Source organism: Priestia endophytica (assembly GCF_026790145.1).
Classification (GTDB): domain Bacteria; phylum Bacillota; class Bacilli; order Bacillales; family Bacillaceae_H; genus Bacillus_I; species Bacillus_I endophytica_A.
In genome coordinates, this window is record NZ_JALAMS010000016.1 from 25,800 (window position 1) to 49,716 (window position 23,917).

Here is a 23,917-nt window from a genome sequence, read left to right on the forward strand (position 1 = left end):
TGAAATCTATTAATATGTAGACATTTAAGGTTAATACGATTTAAGATAAATTATGAACTCTTACCTATTGTAAAAGAGTCTTTCAGTGTAATGAGAATAAGACATTCCAGACCAGAGAGATGAGGGATATAAGACGATGATTTTAATTGAAAATGATTGGTTAAAGGTAGGTATAGAAAATAAAGGTGCAGAAGTACGTAAAGTTGAACATAAGAAAAATGAGTTAGACTATATGTGGACAGGGGACAGTGCCTACTGGGGACGTGTCTCTCCAGTATTATTTCCAATTGTAGGACGTTTAAAGGAAGATCAGTATCAAATCGATGGTCAAACTTATAATTTGCCACAGCATGGCTTCCTACGTGATGTTGAATTCGATGTAGATAATCATACAACAGAACAGGTTTCTTTTGTGTTTAAGTCTGCTGGACGTTTTCTACATATTTATCCTTACGAATTCAAAGCCACTATTTATTATATACTTAACGAGGATTCCCTTATTGTACGCTGGAAAATAGAAAACGATAGTAAGGAAGAGATGTACTTTTCTATTGGGGCACATCCTGCGTTTAAAATTCCACTTTTAGATAATGAAGCGATTGAGGACTACAGACTAGAGTTCACTCCTGCTCCAAATAAGACTGTACTTCAATATGAGTTAAAAGATGCTCTTATTCATGAGAAAGGAACTGCTAACGATATTGCCTCAATTTCTCTTACTGCTTCTCTATTTAAAAATGATGCTGTTATTTACAGTAATATTGATAACATCATACTGGCATCTAATAAATCAAGTCATGAAGTAGAAGTAGCATTTAATGGTTTCCCATTTGTGGGGATATGGTCAAAATATATCGAGACAGATGGTACTATGGCGCCATTTGTTTGCATTGAGCCTTGGTACGGCATTGCCGACACACATGATACATCAGGAAACATGAAGGAGAAATTTGGAGTGAATAGGCTTGAGGTTGGAAAAACATTTCAGGCTGAGTATGAGATGAAGTTTAAATAAGCGTACTGCCACACAGCCATCAAGTTATGATAACGGTTAATAACATAATATCAAGGTGATATTGTTTCCGTTTGAGTAAGTTTTCTTTTTTCATACTAGTCATGCATGTCCTTTTGAGATTACTTATAGATATGTTGAAGTTTTTAAGCCAAAACCAAATACTTTATCAAAAGGCTGTGTTCTGAAAATCACTACTTTCTGAACACGGCTTTTTGATTAATTTAGTCGATACTTATGTATTAATAACTGTTTGGAACTGCTTCGTAAATTAGTTATTCAAATAAAACCAGACTTCCCTATTTCCAAACTATAATACTTGCATTAGAACCTGTGTCGATACTAATATAAAATTAGGTATATTTTTATTGGGGAGATCTACAGATTAATACAAAGTAAGGTGATTATCATCAAAAATATAAAAAGTATCCTATTTTTTCTTCTCGGCTTCATAGCCTTAGGAATCGGGATTGCCGGGATTATACTACCTGTTTTACCAGGTGGTCCATTCCTTTTATTCGCTTCTTTTTGCTTTGCTAAAAGTTCCAAACGAATTGAAAATTGGTTTCAAAAAACCTCATTCTATAAAAAATATGTTATAAGATTTTATAAAAAAACAGGTATGACACGTAAAGAGAAAATTCGTATTAACTTGATTGCTGATGCTTTTATTATATTTTCCGTGTTTTATGTGAACATACTTCCGATTCAAATCCTTCTACTGATACTTGCCCTCTACAAACATTACTATTTTATAAAGAAAATCAAGACTATTAAATTAAAACAAGATGAAATTGTAAAAGAGTTTGGATAAGAAGTACAGGAGAGTTTGATAATACTCTCCTTTTTATTTTAATAAAGTCATGTAGTTTCTTAAATTTAAATCATACCGATTTTTATTCCTGAGTGTCTTCATCACTTTTATATTTTTAAAATATCACCAAGCTGACATTCTCAAACCTTACAAATCACCTCTAAAGTGGCTAATCGAATTGCTTTCGCCTTTCCATTTTTCAATATAGAAAGATTAGCCACCTCTCCGAAAGTTCTCTTACGCTCATTTTCCTTTTCGCCAACATCACATCGACATTGATTATAATTGTCATGTCAGCCACTTCAGACTATTAAATCATTCTCTGATTTTATATCGATAACTTTTTGTAAAAGTTTTTGAAGAACAGCAGCAAAGACCGCAATTACCATTGAAGCAAAAGTGAGCATTAATCCCAAGCTTATAAAACCTGTTATGTCTTCACCTTCACCCGCAATCAATATAAATCCAGATATTATTCCTACTACAATTAAGGTGCTGATAGTGATTGCACAGTATTTTATATACTTCTTCAAAGCTCTAACAGATAATTCCGAGAAAACTTTATTCTGATCAATATAGCTTAAAAGTTTTAAGGACTGATACAAGGCAAGGAAAAACGATGTTACTGTTATATATGAACCTATTAAAAAGGGATACTGCAAGTAAGCAGTCTCTGGATGTGCTGCTGCATCTTTAGTGGCTATCCAAGGCAACCAAAATATACACAAAGCAAGAACTGGAATTCCGATAATAAAAACAGCTATCTTTAAAAAGAGTGTTGAACTTTGTTTCATAAAAGCACCTCATTCATTTTATTTCTAGTGTGATTCTAACAAAGAATTTATTGAATTACAATAAATAATTATTGCTTATTATTTATTTTTTATTGCTAATGATTATATATTATTAATTTTATATAAAGATAAAAAGTATTTCTTATTAAAAAGAAATGCTCTATGATTTGTTCAACTAACCTGCTTTGTTAGCTCAATAAGCCTTACTCCATTAAGTGACTCTATACAAAAAGGCAGCGCCTTGAAGACGCTGCCTTTTTGTAGTTAAACTTATTGATGACGGAGAGCATTAATTTCTTCTTGGGTAAGACCTGTAAGGTCACTTATCGTTTCATTGTCTATCCCTTTATGAATCATGCCGAGAGCCATATTTTTAATGGTTTCCTTTCTTCCTTCTTCTCTACCTTTTTCTTTTCCTCTGCTCTCAGCTCGTTTCAATGCAGATTTTTCATCCAATAAGGCCTTTCTTCTCGCTTCATAAGCCAGTAGGACTTCTGGATCTTGACTAACACGTTCCCATTCATCTATTGCTTTCTTTAATACTTGATCTTCTTGCATCGCAATCTCCTCCAGTACTTGAGTGATTTCTTCATCTTCCGATGCTTCAAGTAATAATAACCATCTTACTAATTGATCTTCTCGTGGATCGACTTCTTTTCTACGCCACTTAATAAGCAGTTTAGGAAGTTCCATAAAATGAATTTCTAACATGTCCGTTAGTAACAATCTTTCTTCACGCTCATATAACTGAAAGATTGAATGATAATGATTGATATGAGACAAATAACGGAAGTTTACAATGTTAATGGTAATCGTTTGGCACAGCTCACCATAATCCATCCCTTCCTTCATCTGACTGCTATACATCTTAGACCAATAGTAAAGCGTTCTTTTTTCCATATCATGTTTATTATTCAATTGAATTTCAATGTTTATACGGGTTCCATCTTCTAGTTGAGCATGAACATCAAGAATGGATCGTTTATCTTCCTGGTTTTCTTTATTAAAATGTGGATCTAATAAGTGAACGGTCGTAATTTTCTTTTCTTCTGGTAAACGTAGAGCTGCATTTAAAAAAGCAGCTAAAATGGATTCATTTCCATGAGTCCCAAAAAGAGATTTAAAGGCAAAATCGACACGTAAATCTAATCGCTTTGTCATTATATCCTCCGTGATTTCTTCTTTTCTTTTAGTATAACATGAGTTTTGCTTTTTCCTCTTAAGTATACTTTTGCAGATAGTTTATTCCATAAATAAGTACTTAAGATATATAAATTTTGAATTTATGTAGGAAAAAGTTGAGACCAATGTAATTGCTTATAAGCATCCTTTAATATTTCTGGCTCCATAACAACAACTATATGACTATGGAAATACCTCTCCAAATATTTCCCTTTTTTGCTTCATAAAAAAAAGACAAACAGCCAATCATGTTATAGATGACATGGTTGGCTGTTTGCTTACTCAATATTCAAACTTCAAGAATTGATACTAATTAATAATATAACAAGTTGGAATAAGTATCAATAAGTGAAAATTCTGCATTAAATATTATAGTCAATCTGTTTTACTAGTTACCTCTCGAGGGACATGGTGTTGCCGTTGAAATAATGCCGTTTTAAGTCCTATTAGCGATAAAATAAAGGTAAGGACCCCAGCGAAAGTAAATATCAAAGCTACATCCATGTATTCAGCAATTATACCTGATACCATTCCTCCGAAAGGAAGGGCTAAGAAAGCCAACATACGAGTAGAACTAATAACGCGCCCAAGTAGAGAAGGTGGGACTACCTCTTGTCGCAAAGTAAACCAATTAATAGATAAAATGGTTACGGAACCAATTATGACTATTCGGCACATAATAAGGAGAATTACGATTCCTTGAGACATAGTTAAAGCTACCTGTCCTATTCCTATTATCAGCCCTGCTATAATAATAATATTGCCTCTAGGCATCTTATTTAATTTATTAGCTAGATAAATTGCTAAAAATGAGCCTAGTGTCTGTAATGAGAAGATTAACCCAACATATTGCGATGATAATTTTAAAGAATCCTTTAAATAAAACATGAATAAAGACTCCATTGCACCATAGCCAAGGTTGACCATAAAAATAAAAATGGTACCTATTAATATCTTCTTCGTTTTAAGGACATAGTTAATTCCTTCTTTAATAGAAGAAATGATCGAAGAACTTGAAGGACTACTTTTATACTTCTCATTTATAAAGCCAATAAATATGGCGGAAAGAAGATAGGTAACAAAATTTAAATATAATAAATTATGTATTCCAATTACAGCTATTAATACACCAGCTATAGAAGGGCCTATAAACGTGGTGATCGTTTCGGATAGTTTAAATAGTGAATTACCTTGAATTAAGTTTTCCCCTTTTAAAATCTCTGGCACTACAGATTCAAAACTTGGATGATAAAAGGCACTAACTGATGATAAACAAAAAGCTACAACATAAACTATCCATACTTCTAAAGAATTTGCCAGTGATGCAAGTGGTATGATTACTATTAAAACACTGGATATAATCTCTCCTATAAGTAAAATGTTTCTCTTACTTATTCGATCAGCAAAAGCTCCCCCCATCAAACTAAAGAGAACTTGAGGGGTTATTTCGAGAACAAATGTTAAAGCCATTAAACTAGGGGATTTAGTTAATTCATAAACTAATAAAGGCAAAGCCACTTGAAAAACGGAAGTGCCCAACTTACTAGTTGTGGCACTCAAAAATAACCATAAGAAATTTCTATTCTTCAATACTTGATAAGATTTCATACGTACTCCCTTCTCACATCAGATTACGAAGTAGCTGTTACTGATGTTGAGTTGCAAACTGAACACTCTTCTTGTTTTTCCCATTCAGAAATAGGATAGGTTTGATAAGTGAGGAAATTCAGTTCCATCATCTTTCCTAGAGAAGTAGGATGTTTAATTCCTGTGACAAGTCCTAAAAATTCATTGACCATAGCACCAGCTAACATAGCTACATTAGGACTAATAGCTGCATTATTTCTTTGGAAGTTTACTTGATTCATATTATTAAGCTGATCATTAACTTTCTCGTCACTAGCTATAACTGTGTGTTTATGACATTCTACACAACCTGTTTTCCCTGGAATAATTGAATAAAATCTCCCTCTCGTATTTAGTACTCCCCCAGAAACTAAAGGTTTACCTAACTTAACTACAGCCTCATTTACCCAATCCTGAATATATAGAGTAGGTTTGTCAGCTACACAAATAACATATTCGCTATCTTGAATATGATTCATAACATCCTCAGCACACTCTATACGCTTGTTTACAATATCTAATTTCACATTAGGATTAAATTTAGATATTCTTTTCTTTGCCATCTCAATTTTCAATTCGTCGATGTTTTCTTCAGAATATAATAACTGACGATTAAAATTACTTAATTCTAAAGTATCAAAATCTAGGGCCGTTATATTATGGAACCCTAATGCTGCTAGATGATAAAGAATTTGGCTTCCTAATCCACCTACACCTAGTAAAGCAATTTTAGTATTCATAACCTTTTCTTGAATATCAAATTTGCTGTCTTCTAGAGATGTAAACAATGAGAAGAAATTAAGATTTGCTTTATATCGCTCTTTTTCATATTCACCCATTAGAGTTGGAGTAATAGCATTGTCTTCTAAGTACTTTTCTTCATTTAATGATTGAATAGCCCCCTGCACTTCCTCAGCCGTGATATCAGGGTACTTTAAAATAACTTTTTCAATAATAGTTTCAATAGTATTTTCTCCATCAATTAATGAGATAAGATATTGAATACTGCCATTTGGATCCTCAATGACACCTGCTACTCCGTCTTCTTCACCAATATGTATTTCATTGTTTACAAAAAAGACTGGAATTGTTTCTTTAAATTTAGGTTTAATCATCTTATTGGTATCCTCCATTCTATTATAAACTTAATAAATAAGGAACTATCTTAATGATAGTTCCCCATTCTTGAAGTTTGAGTATTAAGTAATTATTAGCCTGGGAAGCTGTAAAGAACAGCAGCTTTTTTGCTAGTTTTTTTAACTTTAACCGACATATAGCACACCTCCAAATTAAGAAGATACACAAAGGTTAAAATTCTAATTATTCTGTAAATTCAGACTAAAAATGACATTAGCCTGGGAAGCTATAAAGGACAGCAGCTTTTTTGCTAGTTTTTTTAACTTTAACTGACATATGTAACACCTCCATATATTTGAAATTAAGTTCATTTTATTATGATAAAAAGAAAATTACAATAACTTTTTTAAAAAACATAAAACTAAAGTGTTAAAATTTGTAATCAATCCACCTATTATTATAGTATTTATAAATAAATACTTATTTTTTATATAAAGATAACCCTATGATAATCCATCCCTGTAATTAATTTAAAATTTCTAGTAATATTAATTATGAACATATTATCTAGGAAAGGGAGAAGTATAGTGAATACAATTGATTTTCTAGAGTTTAATCTCAAAGAAACAAGAAGAAGAAGTGAAATTGTGTGGAACGCAATTCCTGAGGAAAAACTTAATTGGAAGCCTGATGAAGAGGCCATGACGTGTATAGAAATGGTACGTCATGTGCTAGAAGCAGAGCATTATTATTGTTTAGCTATTAAAAATAAGGCTAGTATTGAAAACTTTGATTCCCCCTTTGATAAACGTCCTTTTATTTCAATTAAAGATGAATTAGATTTTGCGGAACCTTATCACAGAGAATTTATAAATAGTCTTCAATTTTTCTCTAGTGGAGATTTAGAGAATATTAAGATTGACCGTTCTGATGAGGGATACATACGTTCATTAGGCGATATGTTAATGCGTATTGCTTATCATGAAGCTGTTCATACTGGCCAACTTTTAGATTACCTTAGAACAATGGACGTTCCTAGACCTAAAATTTGGGATTGACCAAGAAAATCTCTATAACTTTAGTTATAGAGATTTTCCTATATCATAACTATTAGATAACTTATATTTAATTTTGATTAAATTCCATTCTATTAGCTAATTCCTTATATGAAATTGTACCCTCATTCATGTATTCAAGGTTACTGTCCTTCATAATGTGACGACTAATCTTTTTTAACAGGGTCACTGTTGCCCTAAAAGGGGCAGAACCACAGCTTACTCTTTCAATACCAATATTAGATAACTCTTCTAATGATGGGGAACCAGATTCAGCTAGTAGATTAATAGGACACGAAATCTCCTGTCTAAGTGTGTTAATAGAATCTATACCTCTCAATCCAGGGATAAATACGCAATCAGCTCCTGCTTCTTGATAAGCTCTTGTCCTCTTAATAGTGGATTTTAATCGTTCATTAGGATTACCAACATTTAACCAATATAAATCTGTTCGTGCATTAATAAATAAGGGCATATTCATAGATTGAGAGATTTCCTTAATTATCCCTATTTTCTCTAGCTGTAGAGAAAGATCTGTTATAGGGTTGTGAGAGTCCCCTGTTCCATCCTCAATGTTAATTGCTACTACCCCTGTTAGAATGATCTGTTTAATTTTCTCAGTTAATTCTTCACTACTTATTCCATATCCTCCTTCTATATCTGCACTTACAGGTACATTTACGGAGTTAACAATTAGCTTGAAGACACTTAACATCATTTCAAAAGGGATATTTTCCCCATCAGGATAGCCTAACGAGATTGAGATTCCTGCACTCGTAGTACCAATCGCTTGAAAACCTTCCTCCTGATAAACTCTCGCACTCATAGCATCCCATGCATTGGGTAATACAAAAGTAGAAGGTTGCTGATGAAGCTCTTTAAACTTCTGAAACTTTTCAAATCGAATTTGAGTATCCATGCAAAATTCCTCTCCCTTGTTATTCGATATAGTACCTATCGTTATATTAAGAATTATAAAATAAAATGAAAAATAACTCTGAACACACAATTTATTGCAAATAAACAAACTGTCCTACATCAAAAATAGTCCTAGATAACCTTTCACGAACACTTGGTAACTTAGCAGCTCCATTAGTTAATTATTAACTTGAATACTTAGAAGAAAAAGTAGAAGAAGCACATCACTTATTATTTAAAAATGAAATAATTATGTATGAAAATGATTATTATTATCAATAATATTAATAATCATTAATAAGGGCAACCATATGGAAGATGGTTACCCTTATTTATTAAGCTTCTGGTACAAATGTTTTGCAATCCGTTTCTTCACTGTTGGATGCTTGTTTGCCTTTATGACTTACTACATAAATAGCGTCAGCCTTACATTTATTCCCTTGTCCCCAGTACTTACAGTTGTTTACTTCACAAAGAACATCTTGAGCCATAATATTACACCTCCTACTTTGTTATGATTAACAAATTGTGGATTGTTGATACTAATCTTCTATATAGTTTTTTTATGAATCACAAGGTTCAAAAGTTTTACAGCCTGTTTCTTCGGCTTCAGATGTTTGTTTCCCCTCAAGATTTACAACGTAAATGAAATCAGCACTGCATTTGTTTCCATTCTCCCAATTCTTACAGGTATCTACCTCACACAATACACCAGTTGCCATCATATTCACCTCCCTTCAAATCTCATATAATTGGTTTATTAAAAGTTATTTCTACTCACCTAACAAAAAACCTTTTTAATATAAAAACTTGATTTATATAAATGGATACTCTGTGGCCTTTTGAACGAACTACTCAAGGTACGTAACATAAATTATCATCTTTAATATCTTCATATGTAACAGAAAACTCTCTACCTCACGGAAAGTTTTTCTATTTTTAACTGTACCCCCTATAGAAACTTAGTTAACATGTTGTTCGTTAGGAAAGTTGGGACTTTTCTAACTTCTTGGCCTTCAAAAAAACTTATAATATTTCCTTTCTCTTCTTATAAAAGATTCTATACATCGTTGAGTTAGCAAGCTCTTCTTCGTTCTCCAACACAAAAAGAGTGCATAAAAACCAAATGTTTTATGCACTCAATAAATATAGAAACTTCTTCTAATAATGTACAGGGACACGATCTAAATTCTTCTTTTTTGCGACATAATAACGGCTATAACTATCCAGAAGCTCATGTGTTTCTGGATTAATAATAATCGGTTTATCTACCGTTCCATTCTTCTCAATGCTTTCCTCTACTGCCTTTTGTTTCGCTATCCCTGGAGTAAATTGAAGAAAGGATTCTGGGACCTTAATATCATCTAAAGACATCCAATCCTTGGTCCCCTTTGGAACAAGAAGAGGCTTTTTCACTTTCACTTTTGTACTCTCTTCTTGATGTTTACTTTCTACCGATTTTTGAGCCCTTGAACCCTTTTTCGGTATTTGTTTCTTCTCTTTTGCTTTGTCCTCAATTTCTTGTATCTGCATACAGATAACGCCGATCTCACCTGTGCATTGCTCAAACGGAATATCAAAACAAGGTTCTCCTTGAACAACGAAACGCCGTTGAGAAAATTCCTCTTGGGTTATATTTAATTTATTAAATTGTTTTAGGCTCAACACAACGGTGTATGTAATCGCATTACTTTGAAAAGGAATTCCTTTGGGTGCATTTGGACTTCCCTTTTCCTCCATATCAAAAGCTAGATACTTACCATAGTCTTGAATTGAGCTAGTCGGACGGCCAGTTAAACTAATTTTTTGAGCCATCGTTCTCCCTCCTTCTATATATATATGTCTAGTATATATACCCTTATATACAATTGAATAGTGCCGAAATCCAAAAAACAACAGAAAAAAGTTATTATTCTATGTATTTATTAAATTTCCAAATCACTAATCTTTTTCCACTGAATATTCTTATTAATGAGCTTTTCCAGATTATATTTTCGAGTCATTTGTTTATGAAAAGAAAGCCAGGATTTCAATCTGTATTCCAAAAATTCTTGTTGTGATATTCTTTTTTCTTTTGCCATTTCATCAATCTTTTTCACCTCAACTAGACCTATATTTCTCACTTTAATCTCCATTCCATTCCTCTTCTCTCAACATTCAGTGCTCTACATTCGAAAAGATAGAAGAGCATAAGGGGTTTTTGCTATCACATAGGGTGATAGACTAGGCGAAGCCTAGTAAAACGGTGATATCAAAGAAAAGCGCTTAACGTCCCCTCGGCGTCCCCTCAAATTATGATGAGGTCCCCTCAGTGGCCCCCTTACGTCCCTTCAACGTCCCCTGGGTTTTAACGAGTAGGGACTAAATTTTTCTCTTTTTCGTTTAACTTTCTGAGCTTTTCCTTCAATAGTTTCTTCTCTTCTTTATAGAAATTAATGCCCTCTTCTTTCATCCAAATCTTATCCTCCTTTAGCAAATTTTGAGTTTCTGTTTCAACTTTTTTTATATCTATTTGATACTCCCTATCGGCTTTAAATTCGCCGATTTCTTTTCCTAAAGCTCTCTGATTTTCCACCTCAATTGCAATAGAAATTTTATAATATTTTATTTTCATTTTGTTAAATGTCATCCACTAATAACTTGTAAGCTTGCCTATTTTGAGATGACTTTTCCGGACTCGTAGGCGTTTTTGTTTGACCGGTAGAGATTGTCTGAATGAGTTTATCTTGTGACTCTTCTCCCTCTATTTTCACTTCATTTCCCGCAACATCCACGCTTTCTGCTTCCATCAGTTTTGATATAAAGCAAGGGCTAAGACTTCCTAATTTAAAGTTAAGTATTTCGCCCTTACCACGTACATGACACAAGACTTTAATCAGTATGTCTACCCTTGAATGGACTTTTTCTAGACTTAAAATTAAATTCTTCTCCACTTTATTCATTCAACTTTTTCATCTTATCCCCTTATAAAAAATAGCCCTCACATAATGTGAGGGCTATACTATATTCCTTAAAATTCATCAAAAAATTGATTTCGGGTTAACCTTTTGATAATTAACTTTACTTTTAGCTTCTGGTTTATTCGTTTCTTCACTTACACGACGTTCATCTCGTACAGAGGAAGACGGCTTCTCAGGCATAGACGAAATTTCACCTGGAGATCCTACCGAAAGGATACTCTCCTTTACCGTTAAGGCCTCTTTTCCTCTAAGCGCTTCTAAAATAAACATATCTCGACTCATTTCTTTATCGACATGATGATTTAAAACGCTCTCCGTTCCATACAACTCAATCATATGGTACACAATCTTACGTAAAGAAAGCGCAATATTATCCTGATTTTCAAACCATTCATAAAACTCATCGGTCTCGTTGCTTTTAAACTTCCAATTGTACTGTGTTTTTCTCTTCTTTTCATTCGTCATATGCTTACATCACCACAGTTTCTTCATATTCTTCTGTAAATAGCATGTTGCGATTTAAGATATCTAATCCTTTCACGTTCATATCAACTGCATATTGTGCGGGGATCCAAAGGACTTTTGCATCTACGGAATCTGCAAATTCTTTTAGATACTTATATATATCTTCTTTAAACTCAATAGAACCTCCACCATAGCAAGCTAGATATTCCGGTTCACTAGAGAGTGTTGTCGTATATTTACGTTCTACATCTTCCAGGATGAAATCCACTTGATTGATACGAGCCTCACGCAAGTAATGAACAGCTAAATCATGATCCTTTGGATACTCATCTGGTCGCTCAATGTATTTCGCAAATTGCTGACGATTAATATTAAGACCTTTACGTTCTTCTTTCATTAATTGAATCGCTTCTTCTACCGCATGTCCCACTCCTCGTCTTTCTCCTGTACATTGTTCTGGTTGTGGATTCACTCCTACGGAATAAATATACTCCGTTGTGCCACTTCCAATATCAATATGCATAATCTTCGAGTTCATAAAGTAAGAACCATCAATACCCTTCATTCCATATTCTTTACAAAACTCTTGAAACATATCATTTGGCGCTTCAAAGATGGCGTATAACGCTGGAATTCCCTCCTTCGTCACCTTTACTTGTGAGAAGTTTAGCTCTACCGTTACTTGCTCTTGACCGACATACACAATCACTACATGAGAAGTATCCATAAAACGTTCTTCTAATTGCTTCGCTGTCTCCACATTATGTTGACTCGCTGGAATGGCGCTACTCATGCCGACTTCCACTTTTAATGATTGAGGAAGTTCCCCTTCTTCTTCATATTGTTTCTGTACAGCTCTTGCTGCAGCATAACCTAACGTATTAATTAAAGGTAAATCACTACTATGCTTTTCATGAACGGCGATATCCATGTTACTTACGCCTTCTGTCGTTTGAATTGCTCGTTCTCCAATCATATATAAACCATCACGACGAATAGATAAGCTCGAAATATGTACAAGTAATTGATCAATGAGGTTCGTTACGTTCTTTTTTATGTCATTCTCATGAACGGAAGGTTTTCGGTTAATTCGCTTATAAGCACTCGGAATTTTCACTACTTGTTCCATTCCTGGTTCAAGAATTTTCATTTTGTCATTTCCAATATCGTTCGCAAGGATTAATTTCATTATTAAATCCACTCCTTTTTTGTTATCTTATATCAATTTTATCATAAATTATATAAAAATATAATAATAATTATATAAAATGATAACCAAAAAGAGACTCGAAGTAATGAGAGAAGAAAATGAATTTTTTTATATATAAAATATATAATTAAAACATCTTTATTATATTAATTTAATTAAAAATAATATATCTATACACTGAACACTTCTTTTTATAAGAAAACAAAGACTTAATGAATTGTTTTTATATAAAAATCATATAAATCAGACTAAAATAACAAATTTGCATACCACCTTATTATTTAGTTGATCCAAAATTAAATTTTGTAGCAGAAACTATAATGAGGTAAAACACGGTATAAAAAACTATATAACGCGTATTTTTTCAAAAGAATTTATGAAATAGATATTTTAATCGATTTTAAGTGGCGTCGTATCTCTCGTAACGCCATAAGAGCTTATAAACGTTGATAATAAAGGGTTTTTCACAATACATTTTCTTTTGTGACGCTATCCGTTATAGCCTTTATCACCTGTTTATAGCGTTTCCTACAGCGTTATAAATAAGCAAGTACAGGATATCCTAACTTATTTAAATTTAGTTGTCTTTATCTATTTATCTAGTGTATTTATGTTCAAATTTAATTAAAACATTTATAAAAATAAGCTCTGATCTATTATTTTTAATGAGCATAGTTCCAAACTTAGACAAAGGTATTATTTACATCGTCCAGAATTAAAACTAATAGAAAGTATTGTCACATCATAAAACACGTTATACCAAACTATATAACGCGTATTTTTTCAGAAGCATCTATGAAATAGATATTTTAATCAGTGTTATATTTACCGTAACGCTATAAGAGCTTATAAACATTGATAATAAAGGGTTTATATAATACATTTTCTTTTTGTGACGCTACCCGTTATAGTCTTCACAACCTATTTATAGCGTTTTATACAGCGTTATAAATAAGTCAACACTGTATAGCCTCACTTATTTAAATTTGGTTACCTTTTATCTATCTCTACATTGTATTTATGTTCAAATTTAGTTAAAACGTTTATAATTATAATATCTGATCTATTATTTTTATAAGTATAGTTCCAAACTTAGATAAAAGTGTTATTTAGATCGTCTAAAATTAAAACTAATAGAAAGTATTGTTGTCTCATACAAAACTACATAACGCGTATTTTTCAAAAGCATCTATGAAATAGATATTTTAATTATTTTTAAACAGCGTTATATTTCTTATAGCACCATAAGGACTTATAAACATTGATAATAAAGGATTTCTAACAATACAAAAACCTCTTGTGACGCTATCCGTTACAAACTACATAACTTATTTATAACGTTTTATACAGCGTTATAAATAGAATAATTGAACACATTTTAAGCATGAAAAAACTAAGAAAAATAAATTATTTTTGATAATTGAATTACATTATAAGAATGGAGGAATATACTATGGAAAACAGTACAATTGACCAAGAAAAGGCTTACTGGACAAGAGAAGTAGCCGAATTATTAGATATAAAAGAGGGAACAGTGCGTAAGTACGCTCGTCTTATGGAGGAAAACGGGTATAATTTTCATAGAAACGAGCACGATCAACGTGGTTTTTTCGAAAGAGATATTTTACTTATGAAACGCATCAAAGCTCTTAGCAAAACAAAAGGTGTGACGCTAGAAGATGCTGTAAATACTGTTACAAAAGGAATTTCGGTGCCAGAAAGAGAGCCTATGACGCATACCGTCATGAATCTTCAAGAGGAATTAGAGCGTTCTATAGAACGTCATAAACAAACTATGGAAGCTTTTATTGAACTAAAAAATGAAAATACAGAGATGAAGGAATTGTTAATTAACTTGTCAGAACAGATGAAACAACAACAGACATATATTGAGAATAGTTTAGAGAAAAGGGATCAAGTTTTGTTAGAATCTATCCAGAAGACTTTAGAAAAGAGAAAAGAAGAAGAGAGTACTGGATGGTTTAAAAAATTATTCAAGTCTAAATAAGCATTTACTATTTACTGATGGAGACTTATAAAGCATGAGGAGACTGTTTTCATATTTACATTTAACAGGTTAGTCTTTCCTCAGTGTTTAAATAATATGACTGCTTAAAAGGCATAGAAATCTTAAAAGATTTTTTATGTCTTTTAACTGCTTTATTAGTACGAGACAAAAAAGGGAATAGGTAGATAAGCATCCTTATAACTTACTTTTTCATCTTCAATCCAAAGTGAGTTATTGATTTCAAAAATCAAATTTATCATCAGGAGCATTAAGTATATGTCCATTAATGGTTACTGTATTGTTATCTATCCATTTAATATCTGCAGTGTCCTCGCGATAATTCCAGTAAATATTTTTTGCCTTTATTGTTAAATACTAATTCACCACGTACAGCAAATGAAGTTGTAGCACCTCCAATTGTTACATATGCTTTTAAAGTATACACTCCATCAGGAGACTTTTTCTCTGAGAGATAATCTCCTGTGGGCAATCTATCCATATCCTATAAAGCCAATAAACAATAGGAAACCAAAGAAAAATACTTTCAATCTCTTTTACAGCCTTTTCTCTTACTATTTATCAAATTAGTACCCAAAGAATTTTCCTTAGATAAAGCAGGTATGTAGTAGGGGGGATAACCTATTGCTTTAGTTAAGTATATAACGCTAAAATGGCTTTCATTTTTGCTATCTCATCTTCTGGTGACATTTCATACATATCTTGCGCTTGTGATTCTTTTTCTACTAAAACTTCTTTCTTTTGTTGCTCTTGGAACCAATCAGGTAACATTTCCTTACGAACAATCTTACGTGATGATGTTACAGAATCTAGGTTATTATTTGGATTTTCTGTTTGAACTAAATCATTAAACTTATTCAAAGCGATACTATATACTAATTTACATTGCTCCTCAAAACTCATAGAACGTGTTTTTATGTATGTAAAAAGAATTTGAATAGATTCATAAGCTATGGAATGAATATTCTTCTTTGAAAGAGTTATAGATAAAGATTGACCTACTTTTCTAGAAGCCAAACGAATACGTAAATAAAGATCTCTTAAAGAATCTTTAAACACATCTTTAAAGGTTTGATTAATTAATTTTGGGACTCCTTTAATGAAAGGAATGGTTTTGCACATAAAATGATCTTTAATATAATTATTAGGTAAATAATAGGTAGAAACTTTTTTGGCCTCTTCATTCTTACTCTCACAAGGGTTTTCAGCATTTTCTGCTTGGACATCTGTTTGGACATTAAAGTCAAAATACTGTTGCCAGTGTTCAAAATAAGGGTGATTTACGAAGAAATAAACGGCTGCACCTCGACCATTATGTTTAGAAGAAGAACGATGAGCCTTCACAATCTTCCCAGCTTTTTCTAAGGCTTTCATAACACGACGAATCGTACGAGTAGAAATATTGTGTTTCTCAGCAAAATAGGTGTCTTTGGCATACACAAAGCCTTTATCCGTTGCTAAAAAGCAAATCATATCAATAGCATCACGTGTTTCTAATTTCAAACGAGCAAAAGCATCTCCAAAGACAGATTCTACAATTTCTAATAATTTATATTTCATTTGTTTCTGTTGATCTTTTGTTTTTATGTAAGATTCATAGTTTTGCATACGGGCAAAATCATCACTAAAGATTAACATATTTTTTCTCTCCTCTTTTCTTGCGGAAAAAGAAAAAGGACATGTTTACCGTTTGAAAATCCGGTAAACACACCCTTTAATAAAGAGAGTACAATAAACCCTTGCAATAATTAAAGTTTTACTGTAAAATGCAGATAGAAACTTTAATTATGTGAACAAGGTTTGAGGTAAGTGTTTACCGTGGTGCGACACGGTAAGCCGTCGCAGGATGCTTCCAACATCGCTGCGATTGCCTTGAACCTTTTTTCTGTTCCGAACTGTCTAATTGCTGTTATTATAGCAAACTATGGCAATGAACACAATGTCAATTCGACCTAATTTTGGTCAAATCCCTTTAAAAAGATATTATTTTTTTGTATAATATTTTCTTTTAGAACATAGTTCTTAAAGAAAAATAAAGTGTGATAAGGGCTGCTTAGTTGAGATTTGTCCCTATTAATATCTATACCGTTTGTAAGTTCTATAAAAAATAATTTTCAATATCTTCGATTGTTAGAATCTCTGCATTAACTTTATACTCTTTGCACCAAGTTAAGATTTTGTCTTTTCTCACTTGAGTAGTCGTATAAAAGATTAATAAGGCTTGCTGTTCTCCTAGAGCTTGAAAGAGGGAACGATACAGTTTAATTTTCTTCTTATTTTCGAGCATCTTCTGTTTGAGATCCACTTCCACAAAACAAATGACACCGTGAAGGGAAAAGCGAGCATCACAAATGAGCTTATACCTTTCTCCTTGAATCCTCCATTCATTAGGTCGTTCTACTTTCCAATCTTTTGGACAACCATAATACAAGTAAATATCATTCCGTCTCACTTTATGTTCAAGCTGGATTAAAGAAGGTTTGGTTTTCTCTGATCCAATATGTTGGCGTCCTTTCTTTGATAAATAATAGATGTTTTCATGAAGACGTTTGTGGTTTAAAAAGGGAATCATGTTATACAGAACACGGTTTGCATTACGTACACTCTTCAATTGGAAGAGGTATTGTAGTTGAGACCGACTCATACATTCCAACTTATCCAAGACGTACATAATCTTCTCCTGTCTCGTTTGGCACAGCTGTTTGTTTTGCAACTTCATACCCTCCAATCCGTTTCCATATCTCATCATGAGTAAGGTATGGGACTTGCACTTCCTTAATCTCGTGGGTTTTAATCAGTGCACGCCCTTTAATATCCGAAGGTAAGGCTTCAGCTCCATAGGAATCAATAGCCACTTTAGACGCATAATCACTTCCTAAGCGAAAACTAATCTTTAAATCCGCATTTTGCTTGATAGAACCGTTCAACACATTTGAGGTAGGGTATTGGGTTCCATAGACCAATCGAACGCCTAAAGCGCCTCCTATGCGTGCAATTTCACTAAGTATAGATTGACAGTGTGCTAAATGTTTCTTTTCTTCTTTCTCCATAAATTTTTCCGGCATGAGTTGGGCTGCTTCATCAATCAAAACAAAAAGACGTTGAGAGAGGGGAGTGTCTACAATATTAGACCATTCTTGGCGCTTAAAACGTTCCATTCGTTCCTCCATATCCTTCTGTATCTGTTTTAAGACATATAAGGCCTCCCTTGGATTATTAGCAACCCATTTCACTTGTTGAAGATTCTTATACCGGTTAAACTCTAATCCGCCCTTTAAGTCGATAATAATGAATTGAGCATCCCAGGGATGATGTTCAATAAGATACGCCATCATCACTTTCATCATCACTGTTTTTCCAAAGCGAGTCGTTCCGGAAATCGTGGTATGCGGTGTATGGTCAAAATGATGAAAATGCCATCCCTGATGGTTTTTCCCTAATGGAACCATCCATCCTTTTCGATGTGGAACGTCTTGATAAGACACATACGAAGGCATTTTATGTTTGGAAATCTCAATGATGAGCCATTTCTTGAACGATATGTTCACTTCTTGATCTAAGGTGACGGATAAAATCTGTTGTAACGTTCGTAAGGTTTTTTCTTCTAAAGCTAAAGGTGTACGGTAAATCAGCTTCATTTGTTTCGTACTTTTGCATTCTCGAACAAGCTGAGGATACCGGTTGTTTTTGCCATCTTTGAAGTGAATATGATATTGCTCAAAAATCTGCTGGACGATCCGATGTTCCTCGCTGAATGTATTTTTGCCAAACCACAAAGCAGCAGCCCCCGTTAAAAGGGGAATCGTTATGAGCTCCCACATCGTTCTCACTCCTTCTTTTTATCTTCTATAGATAGTTCCTCGAAAAAGGAAGCTTCTAAATCCCTTCCTTATCGTAATGATCCTATTCCTTTTCCTCTTCTAGGCTGGTTGGAACCCTAGTCATAAGAAAGGAAGGAAAGAGGACAACGTATATAAAAAATAGAGTAAGCTACCCATGATACCAATATTCATTCCAACGTGCATGATCATTCTTACTTTTGATTTGTCGACCCATCCTTTTTTCTCCGCATAGATCACTGTAAATAACACCATGCTTGTTCCCATGACTGTAATCATATAGACCTCCTTATAAGTTGGTATAGTCGATTGTATGTTGCATGGCTTGTTCAACTTATCTTGTCCCTATAATTTCTTCCACTAGAGTTGCGAATTCCATGTATAAGAGTGGAAAAAAATGTACATAATGCTTGATAACCAAGAATAAAATGGAGTGAACGAAATGAGTGGCAAACAGAGAGGGAAGTTAGGGAAATGGCTTGATAAGAGAGGAATTAAACAGGAATGGTTAGTGAAGGAGACCAATCTAGCTCGTAATACAATTAGTGATATCTGCAAAGGAAGAAGAACTCCTACAACTCCTACACTAAAGAAACTCATGAAAGCACTTAGAAAAGTAGATCGTAATGCTAAAGTGGATGACTTTTTTGATATTTAACATGACAGACTGGAATATTGTCGTGAAAAAAAGAATAGTTATATGTCATAAATATACTTAAGACCGCCTTATATACTAATGGATATTGGGCGGTCTTTGCTATGAGTATGACTATTTTCTAAAAGAGACTATTTATATAGAGTACTAGCACTTGGTTTATATGCTAAAGAGAACTAGAAGTATGACAAAGGCGTTTGTAGAAGGTGTAAGGAATACTCCAGCAATCATTAGCTGTTATCCCAAAGAAATCGATTTTTTATTTTACCTCTAAAAGCGATAGAGAATTTTTCTAATGACCTAGGTCATACTAAAAGAAAAAGAGTGATGGATAGGTTATAAACAATATTTCTAGCAAAGCATAGGAGGAAAAAATGAAGCAAACCATTGCAGACTTATTGATTGAATCGTTATTACAAGCTGGAGTTAAACGAATTTACGGAATCGTAGGGGATTCACTAAATGCTGTTTTAGATTCTATAAGACGTTCCGAAAAAATTGAATGGATTGGCGTTCGTCACGAGGAGGTTGCAACCTTTGCTGCTGGTTCTGATTCTCTGCTCGGTGAAAGCATTGCCGTTTGTGCAGGAAGTAGTGGTCCTGGGAACCTTCACCTAATCAATGGATTATACGATTGTCATCGTAGTCGGATTCCTGTTTTAGCTATTGCTGCCCATATCCCAAGTAACGAAATTGGAAGTGAATATTTTCAACAGACACATCCAGAGCAACTTTTTAAGGAGTGTAGTCATTTCAGTGAGGTTATAACGAGACCGGAACAGATGCCTCGTTTAGTAACAATTGCATTGCAGCATGCTATCTCTAAACAAGGGGTTTCAGTTCTTGTTCTCCCTGGTGACGTCGCAGCATTATCTGATGAAGAATCTGTCCCAGAACAAGTGATGCATGTGACCCAACCAGTCATTCGACCATCTGATACTGAACTAAAGAAGCTTGCTGAATACCTTAATAACGGAAAGAAAATCACACTGTTATGTGGGGCTGGTTGTGAAGGGGCACATGAACCGTTAATGCAGTTGTGTGATAAACTACAGTCTCCTATGGTTATCGCCCTTAGAGGGAAAGAACACCTTGAATATGATAACCCTTACTCCGTTGGCTTGACGGGTCTCATCGGCTATTCATCAGGGTTGCATGCTATGATGGATTGCGATGTATTGTTAATGCTTGGTACTGACTTTCCGTACAGACAATTCTTCCCTAAGAAAGCTGTCATTCTTCAAGTAGATATTCGTCCCGAGCATCTTGGACGCCGAGCTGCTTTAACCCTAGGTCTTTGTGGTGATATTAAGTATACAGTTGAATCATTACTTCCTTATCTAACCGAACAGCATGATTCCCATCATCTAGATAAATTTGTATCAGATTATCAGGACGTTCGTAAAGATCTTGATAAACTCGCAATTGGAAAACCAGGTCACACACCGATCCACCCTCAATACCTCACAAAAATTGTAAGTGACCTTGCTGATGAGGATGCTGTATTTACATGTGATGTTGGAACGCCAACCTTATGGGCCGCCCGTTACCTTGAAATGAATGGGAAAAGAAGGCTACTTGGTTCATTCAACCATGGAACAATGGCAAATGCGATGCCGCAAGCTATCGGAGCACAATGTGCAAATCCAGGCAGACAAGTGATTGCCCTATCAGGTGATGGTGGCCTCTCCATGTTAATGGGAGATTTGTTAACACTGCGTCAGCACAAATTACCGGTCAAGATTATTGTATTTAATAATAGCTCTTTGAGTTTTGTGGAACTTGAAATGAAAGCTGCTGGTTATTTGGAGACTGGAACGGGGTTAGAAAACCCTAATTTAGCGTCTGTAGCACAAGCTATGGGGATTGAAGGAATCCGCGTAGAGGATCCAGCTGATCTTGAAGATTCCATAAAACAAGCTTTTCAACATAAGGGACCGGTTTTATTAGATGTTCTTGTCAACCGTCAGGAGTTGGCCCTTCCTCCTAAAATTAAATTTGAGCAAGCTAATGGATTCACACTCTGGATGCTTAAAGCCGTTCTTAATGGAAACGGCAATAAACTGGTGGAACTTGCTAAAAGCAATTTATTCCGATAGATGTTTCTTGTTCAAAGAAGAAAGGCATTGGTTCATCTCTAACACTACGTGAACAATTAACAAAGCCTTGAATAAAAAAGACCCGTTAAAAAGTCTCTAGTTTTACTAGAGTTTTTAACGGGTCTCTTAATCGATTAATTTAGATTTTCATAATACCACCAGTGCTAGCAGATGTAACAAGCTTAGAGTAACGAGCTAAATAGCCTGTTTTAACTTTTGGTTCAAAGCCTTTCCAGTTTGCTTTTCGTTGCTTCCACTCTTCCTCAGAAACTTGAACGTCCATTGTGCGCTTTTCAATGTCAATGACAATATGATCACCGTTTTGAACAAATGCAAGTGGTCCACCTTCTGCTGCTTCTGGTGAAGCATGGCCGATAGATAGACCGCGGGAAGCACCTGAAAAACGTCCGTCTGTTACAAGCGCTACTTTTGCGCCTAAGCCCATACCCATAATTTGGGAAGTTGGTGCTAACATTTCCGGCATACCCGGTCCACCTTTTGGACCCTCATAACGAATGACAACAACATGTCCTTCTTTGACTTGTCCCCCGGCAATACCTGCTAAAGCCTCATCCTGTGAGTCAAAGACAATCGCTGGTCCCTCATGAGAAGTAATTCCGCCTTGGACACCACCTGTTTTGATAATTGCGCCATCTGGAGCAAGGTTACCAAATAACACCGCAAGTCCACCCTTTTCTGAGAACGGATTATCAATTGAATGAATAACATTATTATCTTTCACATCACAACCAGCGATGTTTTCCCCAAGTGTTTTTCCTGTTACCGTCATGACGTCAAGGTGAAGTGTACCTTCTTTTTTGGATAATTCATTTAATGCAGCAGATACTCCACCTGCTTCATGTAAATCTTCAATGTGTACATCTGATGCTGGCGCAAGCTTTGAAAGATGCGGCACACGCGCTGCTACTTCATTGATTCGTTCAAGCGGATAGTCTATACCTGCTTCGTTTGCAAGAGCAAGCGTATGTAAAACTGTATTTGTTGATCCACCAAGTGCCATGTCAAGGGCAAATGCGTTATCAATTGCTTTCTCTGTCACAATATCACGCGGCTTTAAATCTAAATCAATTAACTTCATTAACTGAGTAGCTGAGCGTTTAACAAATTCTTTACGCTCTGGTGCCACTGCTAAAATCGTTCCGTTTCCTGGTAGAGCAATTCCAAGTGCCTCTGCTAAGCAGTTCATAGAGTTAGCAGTAAACATTCCAGAACAAGATCCACATGTTGGACATCCAAACTGCTCAAGCTCTAGAAGACCTTTCTCATCAAGGTTCCCTGACTGATAAGCACCCACCCCTTCAAATACAGAAGAAAGAGAGATTTTTCGGCCATCACTTGTACGTCCAGCTGCCATTGGACCACCACTAACAAAAATCGTCGGAATATTTAAGCGCATAGCTGCCATCATCATGCCTGGTGTAATTTTATCACAGTTTGGAATACAGACCATTCCATCAAACCAGTGTGCTGATACAACTGTCTCCACGGAATCAGCAATAATTTCACGACTTGGTAATGAGTAGCGCATCCCAATATGCCCCATCGCAATACCATCATCTACACCAATTGTGTTCATTTCAAACGGAACACCACCAGCTTCACGAATTGCTTCTTTTACAATCTTCCCAAACTCTTGTAAATGTACATGTCCAGGAACAATATCAATATATGAATTGACAACAGCAATGAATGGTTTGTTAAAATCCTCTTCTTTTACGCCAGCAGCGCGAAGCAAGCTTCTATGCGGTGCTCGGTCAAATCCTTTTTTAATCATATTACTGCGTAGTTCTGCCAAAATAAATCCCTCCATCTAAGTCTCACTATGATGACTATAAATTTAAACTTTTCAATATTGTAACACTATTCTCAATATAATTGTATCCTTAATAACACTGTTATGTAATTTATTAAGTTTCTTTTAAATAGATATTAGGATTTCGATAGTTTAAAAAATGTCACGGAAATAAGCATATATAAGTCAGTTTACTGATTTCTTAAGATGTAGTGATTGAAAACCTCTGTATGTTGGAAAAGAATACAGTTAGACTTTAAAATCTGTGCGTAAGAATATATATAAAATAAAAAGCGCAAACTCGTTGTTACTGAACGGGTTTGTGCTTTTTACTTCCGTAAACATGTTTTGTGGTGCGACAAGAAGTCGCTT

At 34.4% G+C, this 23,917-nt stretch carries 24 protein-coding genes and 2 pseudogenes; 6 read left to right on the plus strand and 20 right to left on the minus strand.

Features of this window, described 5'->3' with window-relative positions:
* The first annotated feature begins 136 nt into the window (after positions 1–136).
* Positions 137–1,015, plus strand: a complete 879-nt coding sequence (locus tag MOC86_RS13585) for an aldose 1-epimerase family protein (RefSeq protein WP_268584646.1) — start codon at positions 137–139, stop codon at positions 1,013–1,015.
* 397 nt (positions 1,016–1,412) lie between these two features.
* The gene (locus MOC86_RS13590; RefSeq protein WP_268584647.1) at positions 1,413–1,826 is read left to right on the plus strand and encodes a YbaN family protein; all 414 of its coding nucleotides are present in this window, start codon (positions 1,413–1,415) and stop codon (positions 1,824–1,826) included.
* 140 nt (positions 1,827–1,966) lie between these two features.
* Here the strand turns inward: MOC86_RS13590 and MOC86_RS13595 are convergent.
* The 5 genes and pseudogenes from MOC86_RS13595 to MOC86_RS13615 all read right to left on the minus strand — a co-directional run bounded on the left by MOC86_RS13595 (position 1,967) and on the right by MOC86_RS13615 (position 6,543).
* Positions 1,967–2,118: pseudogene (locus MOC86_RS13595) on the minus strand (helix-turn-helix domain-containing protein).
* A 10-nt stretch (positions 2,119–2,128) separates the two neighbouring features.
* Positions 2,129–2,620 carry a DUF2975 domain-containing protein gene (locus MOC86_RS13600; protein ID WP_268584648.1) on the minus strand — a complete coding sequence of 164 codons (492 nt, stop codon included), beginning with the start codon at positions 2,618–2,620 and terminating at the stop codon, positions 2,129–2,131.
* A gap of 270 nt (positions 2,621–2,890) precedes the next feature.
* Complete coding sequence (locus tag MOC86_RS13605) at positions 2,891–3,781, minus strand: Rpn family recombination-promoting nuclease/putative transposase (protein WP_243519556.1); 891 nt, start codon at positions 3,779–3,781, stop codon at positions 2,891–2,893.
* 396 nt (positions 3,782–4,177) lie between these two features.
* Positions 4,178–5,410 carry an MFS transporter gene (locus MOC86_RS13610; RefSeq protein WP_268584649.1) on the minus strand — a complete coding sequence of 411 codons (1,233 nt, stop codon included), beginning with the start codon at positions 5,408–5,410 and terminating at the stop codon, positions 4,178–4,180.
* A gap of 23 nt (positions 5,411–5,433) precedes the next feature.
* Positions 5,434–6,543: a HesA/MoeB/ThiF family protein gene (locus MOC86_RS13615; protein WP_225985433.1), complete on the minus strand. Its 1,110-nt coding sequence runs from the start codon at positions 6,541–6,543 to the stop codon at positions 5,434–5,436.
* A gap of 549 nt (positions 6,544–7,092) precedes the next feature.
* Between MOC86_RS13615 and MOC86_RS13620 the strand changes: the two genes are divergently transcribed.
* Positions 7,093–7,563, plus strand: coding sequence for a DinB family protein (locus MOC86_RS13620; RefSeq protein ID WP_268584650.1), 471 nt, complete (start codon positions 7,093–7,095; stop codon positions 7,561–7,563).
* Positions 7,564–7,630: 67 nt separating this feature from the next.
* On the opposite strand, the gene MOC86_RS13625 is transcribed toward MOC86_RS13620, so the two are convergent.
* The 9 genes from MOC86_RS13625 to MOC86_RS13665 all read right to left on the minus strand — a co-directional run bounded on the left by MOC86_RS13625 (position 7,631) and on the right by MOC86_RS13665 (position 13,092).
* Positions 7,631–8,479, minus strand: coding sequence for an isocitrate lyase/PEP mutase family protein (locus tag MOC86_RS13625; protein ID WP_243519565.1), 849 nt, complete (start codon positions 8,477–8,479; stop codon positions 7,631–7,633).
* Positions 8,480–8,813: 334 nt separating this feature from the next.
* Positions 8,814–8,969 carry a DUF1540 domain-containing protein gene (locus tag MOC86_RS13630; RefSeq protein WP_019392431.1) on the minus strand — a complete coding sequence of 52 codons (156 nt, stop codon included), beginning with the start codon at positions 8,967–8,969 and terminating at the stop codon, positions 8,814–8,816.
* 72 nt (positions 8,970–9,041) lie between these two features.
* Positions 9,042–9,200 (minus strand): DUF1540 domain-containing protein, encoded by a 159-nt coding sequence (locus MOC86_RS13635; RefSeq protein ID WP_268584651.1) that lies wholly within the window; start codon positions 9,198–9,200, stop codon positions 9,042–9,044.
* Between the two features lie 439 nt (positions 9,201–9,639).
* A complete protein-coding gene (locus tag MOC86_RS13640) occupies positions 9,640–10,293 on the minus strand; it encodes a hypothetical protein (RefSeq protein ID WP_268584652.1) in 654 nt (217 codons plus the stop codon).
* 110 nt (positions 10,294–10,403) lie between these two features.
* Positions 10,404–10,613, minus strand: coding sequence for a hypothetical protein (locus MOC86_RS13645; protein WP_268584653.1), 210 nt, complete (start codon positions 10,611–10,613; stop codon positions 10,404–10,406).
* 212 nt (positions 10,614–10,825) lie between these two features.
* Positions 10,826–11,092, minus strand: a complete 267-nt coding sequence (locus MOC86_RS13650; protein WP_268584654.1) for a hypothetical protein — start codon at positions 11,090–11,092, stop codon at positions 10,826–10,828.
* A gap of 4 nt (positions 11,093–11,096) precedes the next feature.
* Positions 11,097–11,420, minus strand: coding sequence for a hypothetical protein (locus MOC86_RS13655; protein WP_268584655.1), 324 nt, complete (start codon positions 11,418–11,420; stop codon positions 11,097–11,099).
* Between the two features lie 78 nt (positions 11,421–11,498).
* Positions 11,499–11,903, minus strand: a complete 405-nt coding sequence (locus MOC86_RS13660; protein WP_268584656.1) for a hypothetical protein — start codon at positions 11,901–11,903, stop codon at positions 11,499–11,501.
* Between the two features lie 4 nt (positions 11,904–11,907).
* Positions 11,908–13,092, minus strand: a complete 1,185-nt coding sequence (locus MOC86_RS13665; RefSeq protein ID WP_268584657.1) for a ParM/StbA family protein — start codon at positions 13,090–13,092, stop codon at positions 11,908–11,910.
* Positions 13,093–14,566: 1,474 nt separating this feature from the next.
* On the opposite strand from MOC86_RS13665, the gene MOC86_RS13670 reads away from it, so the two are divergent.
* Positions 14,567–15,121: a MerR family transcriptional regulator gene (locus tag MOC86_RS13670; protein ID WP_268584658.1), complete on the plus strand. Its 555-nt coding sequence runs from the start codon at positions 14,567–14,569 to the stop codon at positions 15,119–15,121.
* Between the two features lie 240 nt (positions 15,122–15,361).
* On the opposite strand, the pseudogene MOC86_RS13675 reads toward MOC86_RS13670, so the two are convergent.
* The 5 genes and pseudogenes from MOC86_RS13675 to MOC86_RS13695 form a co-directional block, all read right to left on the minus strand.
* Positions 15,362–15,620 (minus strand): annotated as a pseudogene (locus MOC86_RS13675) (DUF5412 family protein).
* Between the two features lie 152 nt (positions 15,621–15,772).
* Positions 15,773–16,777, minus strand: a complete 1,005-nt coding sequence (locus MOC86_RS13680) for an HTH domain-containing protein (protein ID WP_268584659.1) — start codon at positions 16,775–16,777, stop codon at positions 15,773–15,775.
* A 460-nt stretch (positions 16,778–17,237) separates the two neighbouring features.
* On the minus strand, positions 17,238–17,810 hold the full coding sequence (locus MOC86_RS13685; protein WP_268584660.1) for a replication-relaxation family protein: 573 nt from the start codon (positions 17,808–17,810) through the stop codon (positions 17,238–17,240).
* Positions 17,794–18,960, minus strand: coding sequence for an FtsK/SpoIIIE domain-containing protein (locus MOC86_RS13690; RefSeq protein ID WP_268584661.1), 1,167 nt, complete (start codon positions 18,958–18,960; stop codon positions 17,794–17,796). The genes MOC86_RS13685 and MOC86_RS13690 overlap by 17 nt, the downstream gene beginning before the upstream one ends.
* 120 nt (positions 18,961–19,080) lie before the next feature.
* Complete coding sequence (locus MOC86_RS13695; protein ID WP_268584662.1) at positions 19,081–19,257, minus strand: hypothetical protein; 177 nt, start codon at positions 19,255–19,257, stop codon at positions 19,081–19,083.
* A 163-nt stretch (positions 19,258–19,420) separates the two neighbouring features.
* Here MOC86_RS13695 and MOC86_RS13700 point away from each other — a divergent pair, with 163 nt between their 5' ends.
* Positions 19,421–19,636, plus strand: a complete 216-nt coding sequence (locus tag MOC86_RS13700; RefSeq protein ID WP_268584663.1) for a helix-turn-helix transcriptional regulator — start codon at positions 19,421–19,423, stop codon at positions 19,634–19,636.
* Between the two features lie 371 nt (positions 19,637–20,007).
* Positions 20,008–21,732: a ubiquinone-dependent pyruvate dehydrogenase gene (poxB, locus tag MOC86_RS13705; RefSeq protein ID WP_268584664.1), complete on the plus strand. Its 1,725-nt coding sequence runs from the start codon at positions 20,008–20,010 to the stop codon at positions 21,730–21,732.
* Positions 21,733–21,871: 139 nt separating this feature from the next.
* Here the strand turns inward: poxB and ilvD are convergent, their stop codons facing one another.
* On the minus strand, positions 21,872–23,548 hold the full coding sequence (gene ilvD / locus MOC86_RS13710) for a dihydroxy-acid dehydratase (protein WP_268584665.1): 1,677 nt from the start codon (positions 23,546–23,548) through the stop codon (positions 21,872–21,874).
* Positions 23,549–23,917 lie beyond the last annotated feature (369 nt).

Coding starts and splice junctions, on each gene's coding strand:
- MOC86_RS13585 (WP_268584646.1), top strand. CDS start 137: ATGATTTTAATTGAAAATGATTGGTTAAAGGTAGGTATAGAAAATAAA.
- MOC86_RS13600 (WP_268584648.1), bottom strand. CDS start 2,620: ATGAAACAAAGTTCAACACTCTTTTTAAAGATAGCTGTTTTTATTATC.
- MOC86_RS13605 (WP_243519556.1), bottom strand. CDS start 3,781: ATGACAAAGCGATTAGATTTACGTGTCGATTTTGCCTTTAAATCTCTT.
- MOC86_RS13610 (WP_268584649.1), bottom strand. CDS start 5,410: ATGAAATCTTATCAAGTATTGAAGAATAGAAATTTCTTATGGTTATTT.
- MOC86_RS13615 (WP_225985433.1), bottom strand. CDS start 6,543: ATGATTAAACCTAAATTTAAAGAAACAATTCCAGTCTTTTTTGTAAAC.
- MOC86_RS13625 (WP_243519565.1), bottom strand. CDS start 8,479: ATGGATACTCAAATTCGATTTGAAAAGTTTCAGAAGTTTAAAGAGCTT.
- MOC86_RS13630 (WP_019392431.1), bottom strand. CDS start 8,969: ATGGCTCAAGATGTTCTTTGTGAAGTAAACAACTGTAAGTACTGGGGA.
- MOC86_RS13635 (WP_268584651.1), bottom strand. CDS start 9,200: ATGGCAACTGGTGTATTGTGTGAGGTAGATACCTGTAAGAATTGGGAG.
- MOC86_RS13640 (WP_268584652.1), bottom strand. CDS start 10,293: ATGGCTCAAAAAATTAGTTTAACTGGCCGTCCGACTAGCTCAATTCAA.
- MOC86_RS13645 (WP_268584653.1), bottom strand. CDS start 10,613: ATGGAGATTAAAGTGAGAAATATAGGTCTAGTTGAGGTGAAAAAGATT.
- MOC86_RS13650 (WP_268584654.1), bottom strand. CDS start 11,092: ATGAAAATAAAATATTATAAAATTTCTATTGCAATTGAGGTGGAAAAT.
- MOC86_RS13655 (WP_268584655.1), bottom strand. CDS start 11,420: ATGAATAAAGTGGAGAAGAATTTAATTTTAAGTCTAGAAAAAGTCCAT.
- MOC86_RS13660 (WP_268584656.1), bottom strand. CDS start 11,903: ATGACGAATGAAAAGAAGAGAAAAACACAGTACAATTGGAAGTTTAAA.
- MOC86_RS13665 (WP_268584657.1), bottom strand. CDS start 13,092: ATGAAATTAATCCTTGCGAACGATATTGGAAATGACAAAATGAAAATT.
- MOC86_RS13670 (WP_268584658.1), top strand. CDS start 14,567: ATGGAAAACAGTACAATTGACCAAGAAAAGGCTTACTGGACAAGAGAA.
- MOC86_RS13680 (WP_268584659.1), bottom strand. CDS start 16,777: ATGTTAATCTTTAGTGATGATTTTGCCCGTATGCAAAACTATGAATCT.
- MOC86_RS13685 (WP_268584660.1), bottom strand. CDS start 17,810: ATGTACGTCTTGGATAAGTTGGAATGTATGAGTCGGTCTCAACTACAA.
- MOC86_RS13690 (WP_268584661.1), bottom strand. CDS start 18,960: ATGTGGGAGCTCATAACGATTCCCCTTTTAACGGGGGCTGCTGCTTTG.
- MOC86_RS13695 (WP_268584662.1), bottom strand. CDS start 19,257: ATGATTACAGTCATGGGAACAAGCATGGTGTTATTTACAGTGATCTAT.
- MOC86_RS13700 (WP_268584663.1), top strand. CDS start 19,421: ATGAGTGGCAAACAGAGAGGGAAGTTAGGGAAATGGCTTGATAAGAGA.
- poxB (WP_268584664.1), top strand. CDS start 20,008: ATGAAGCAAACCATTGCAGACTTATTGATTGAATCGTTATTACAAGCT.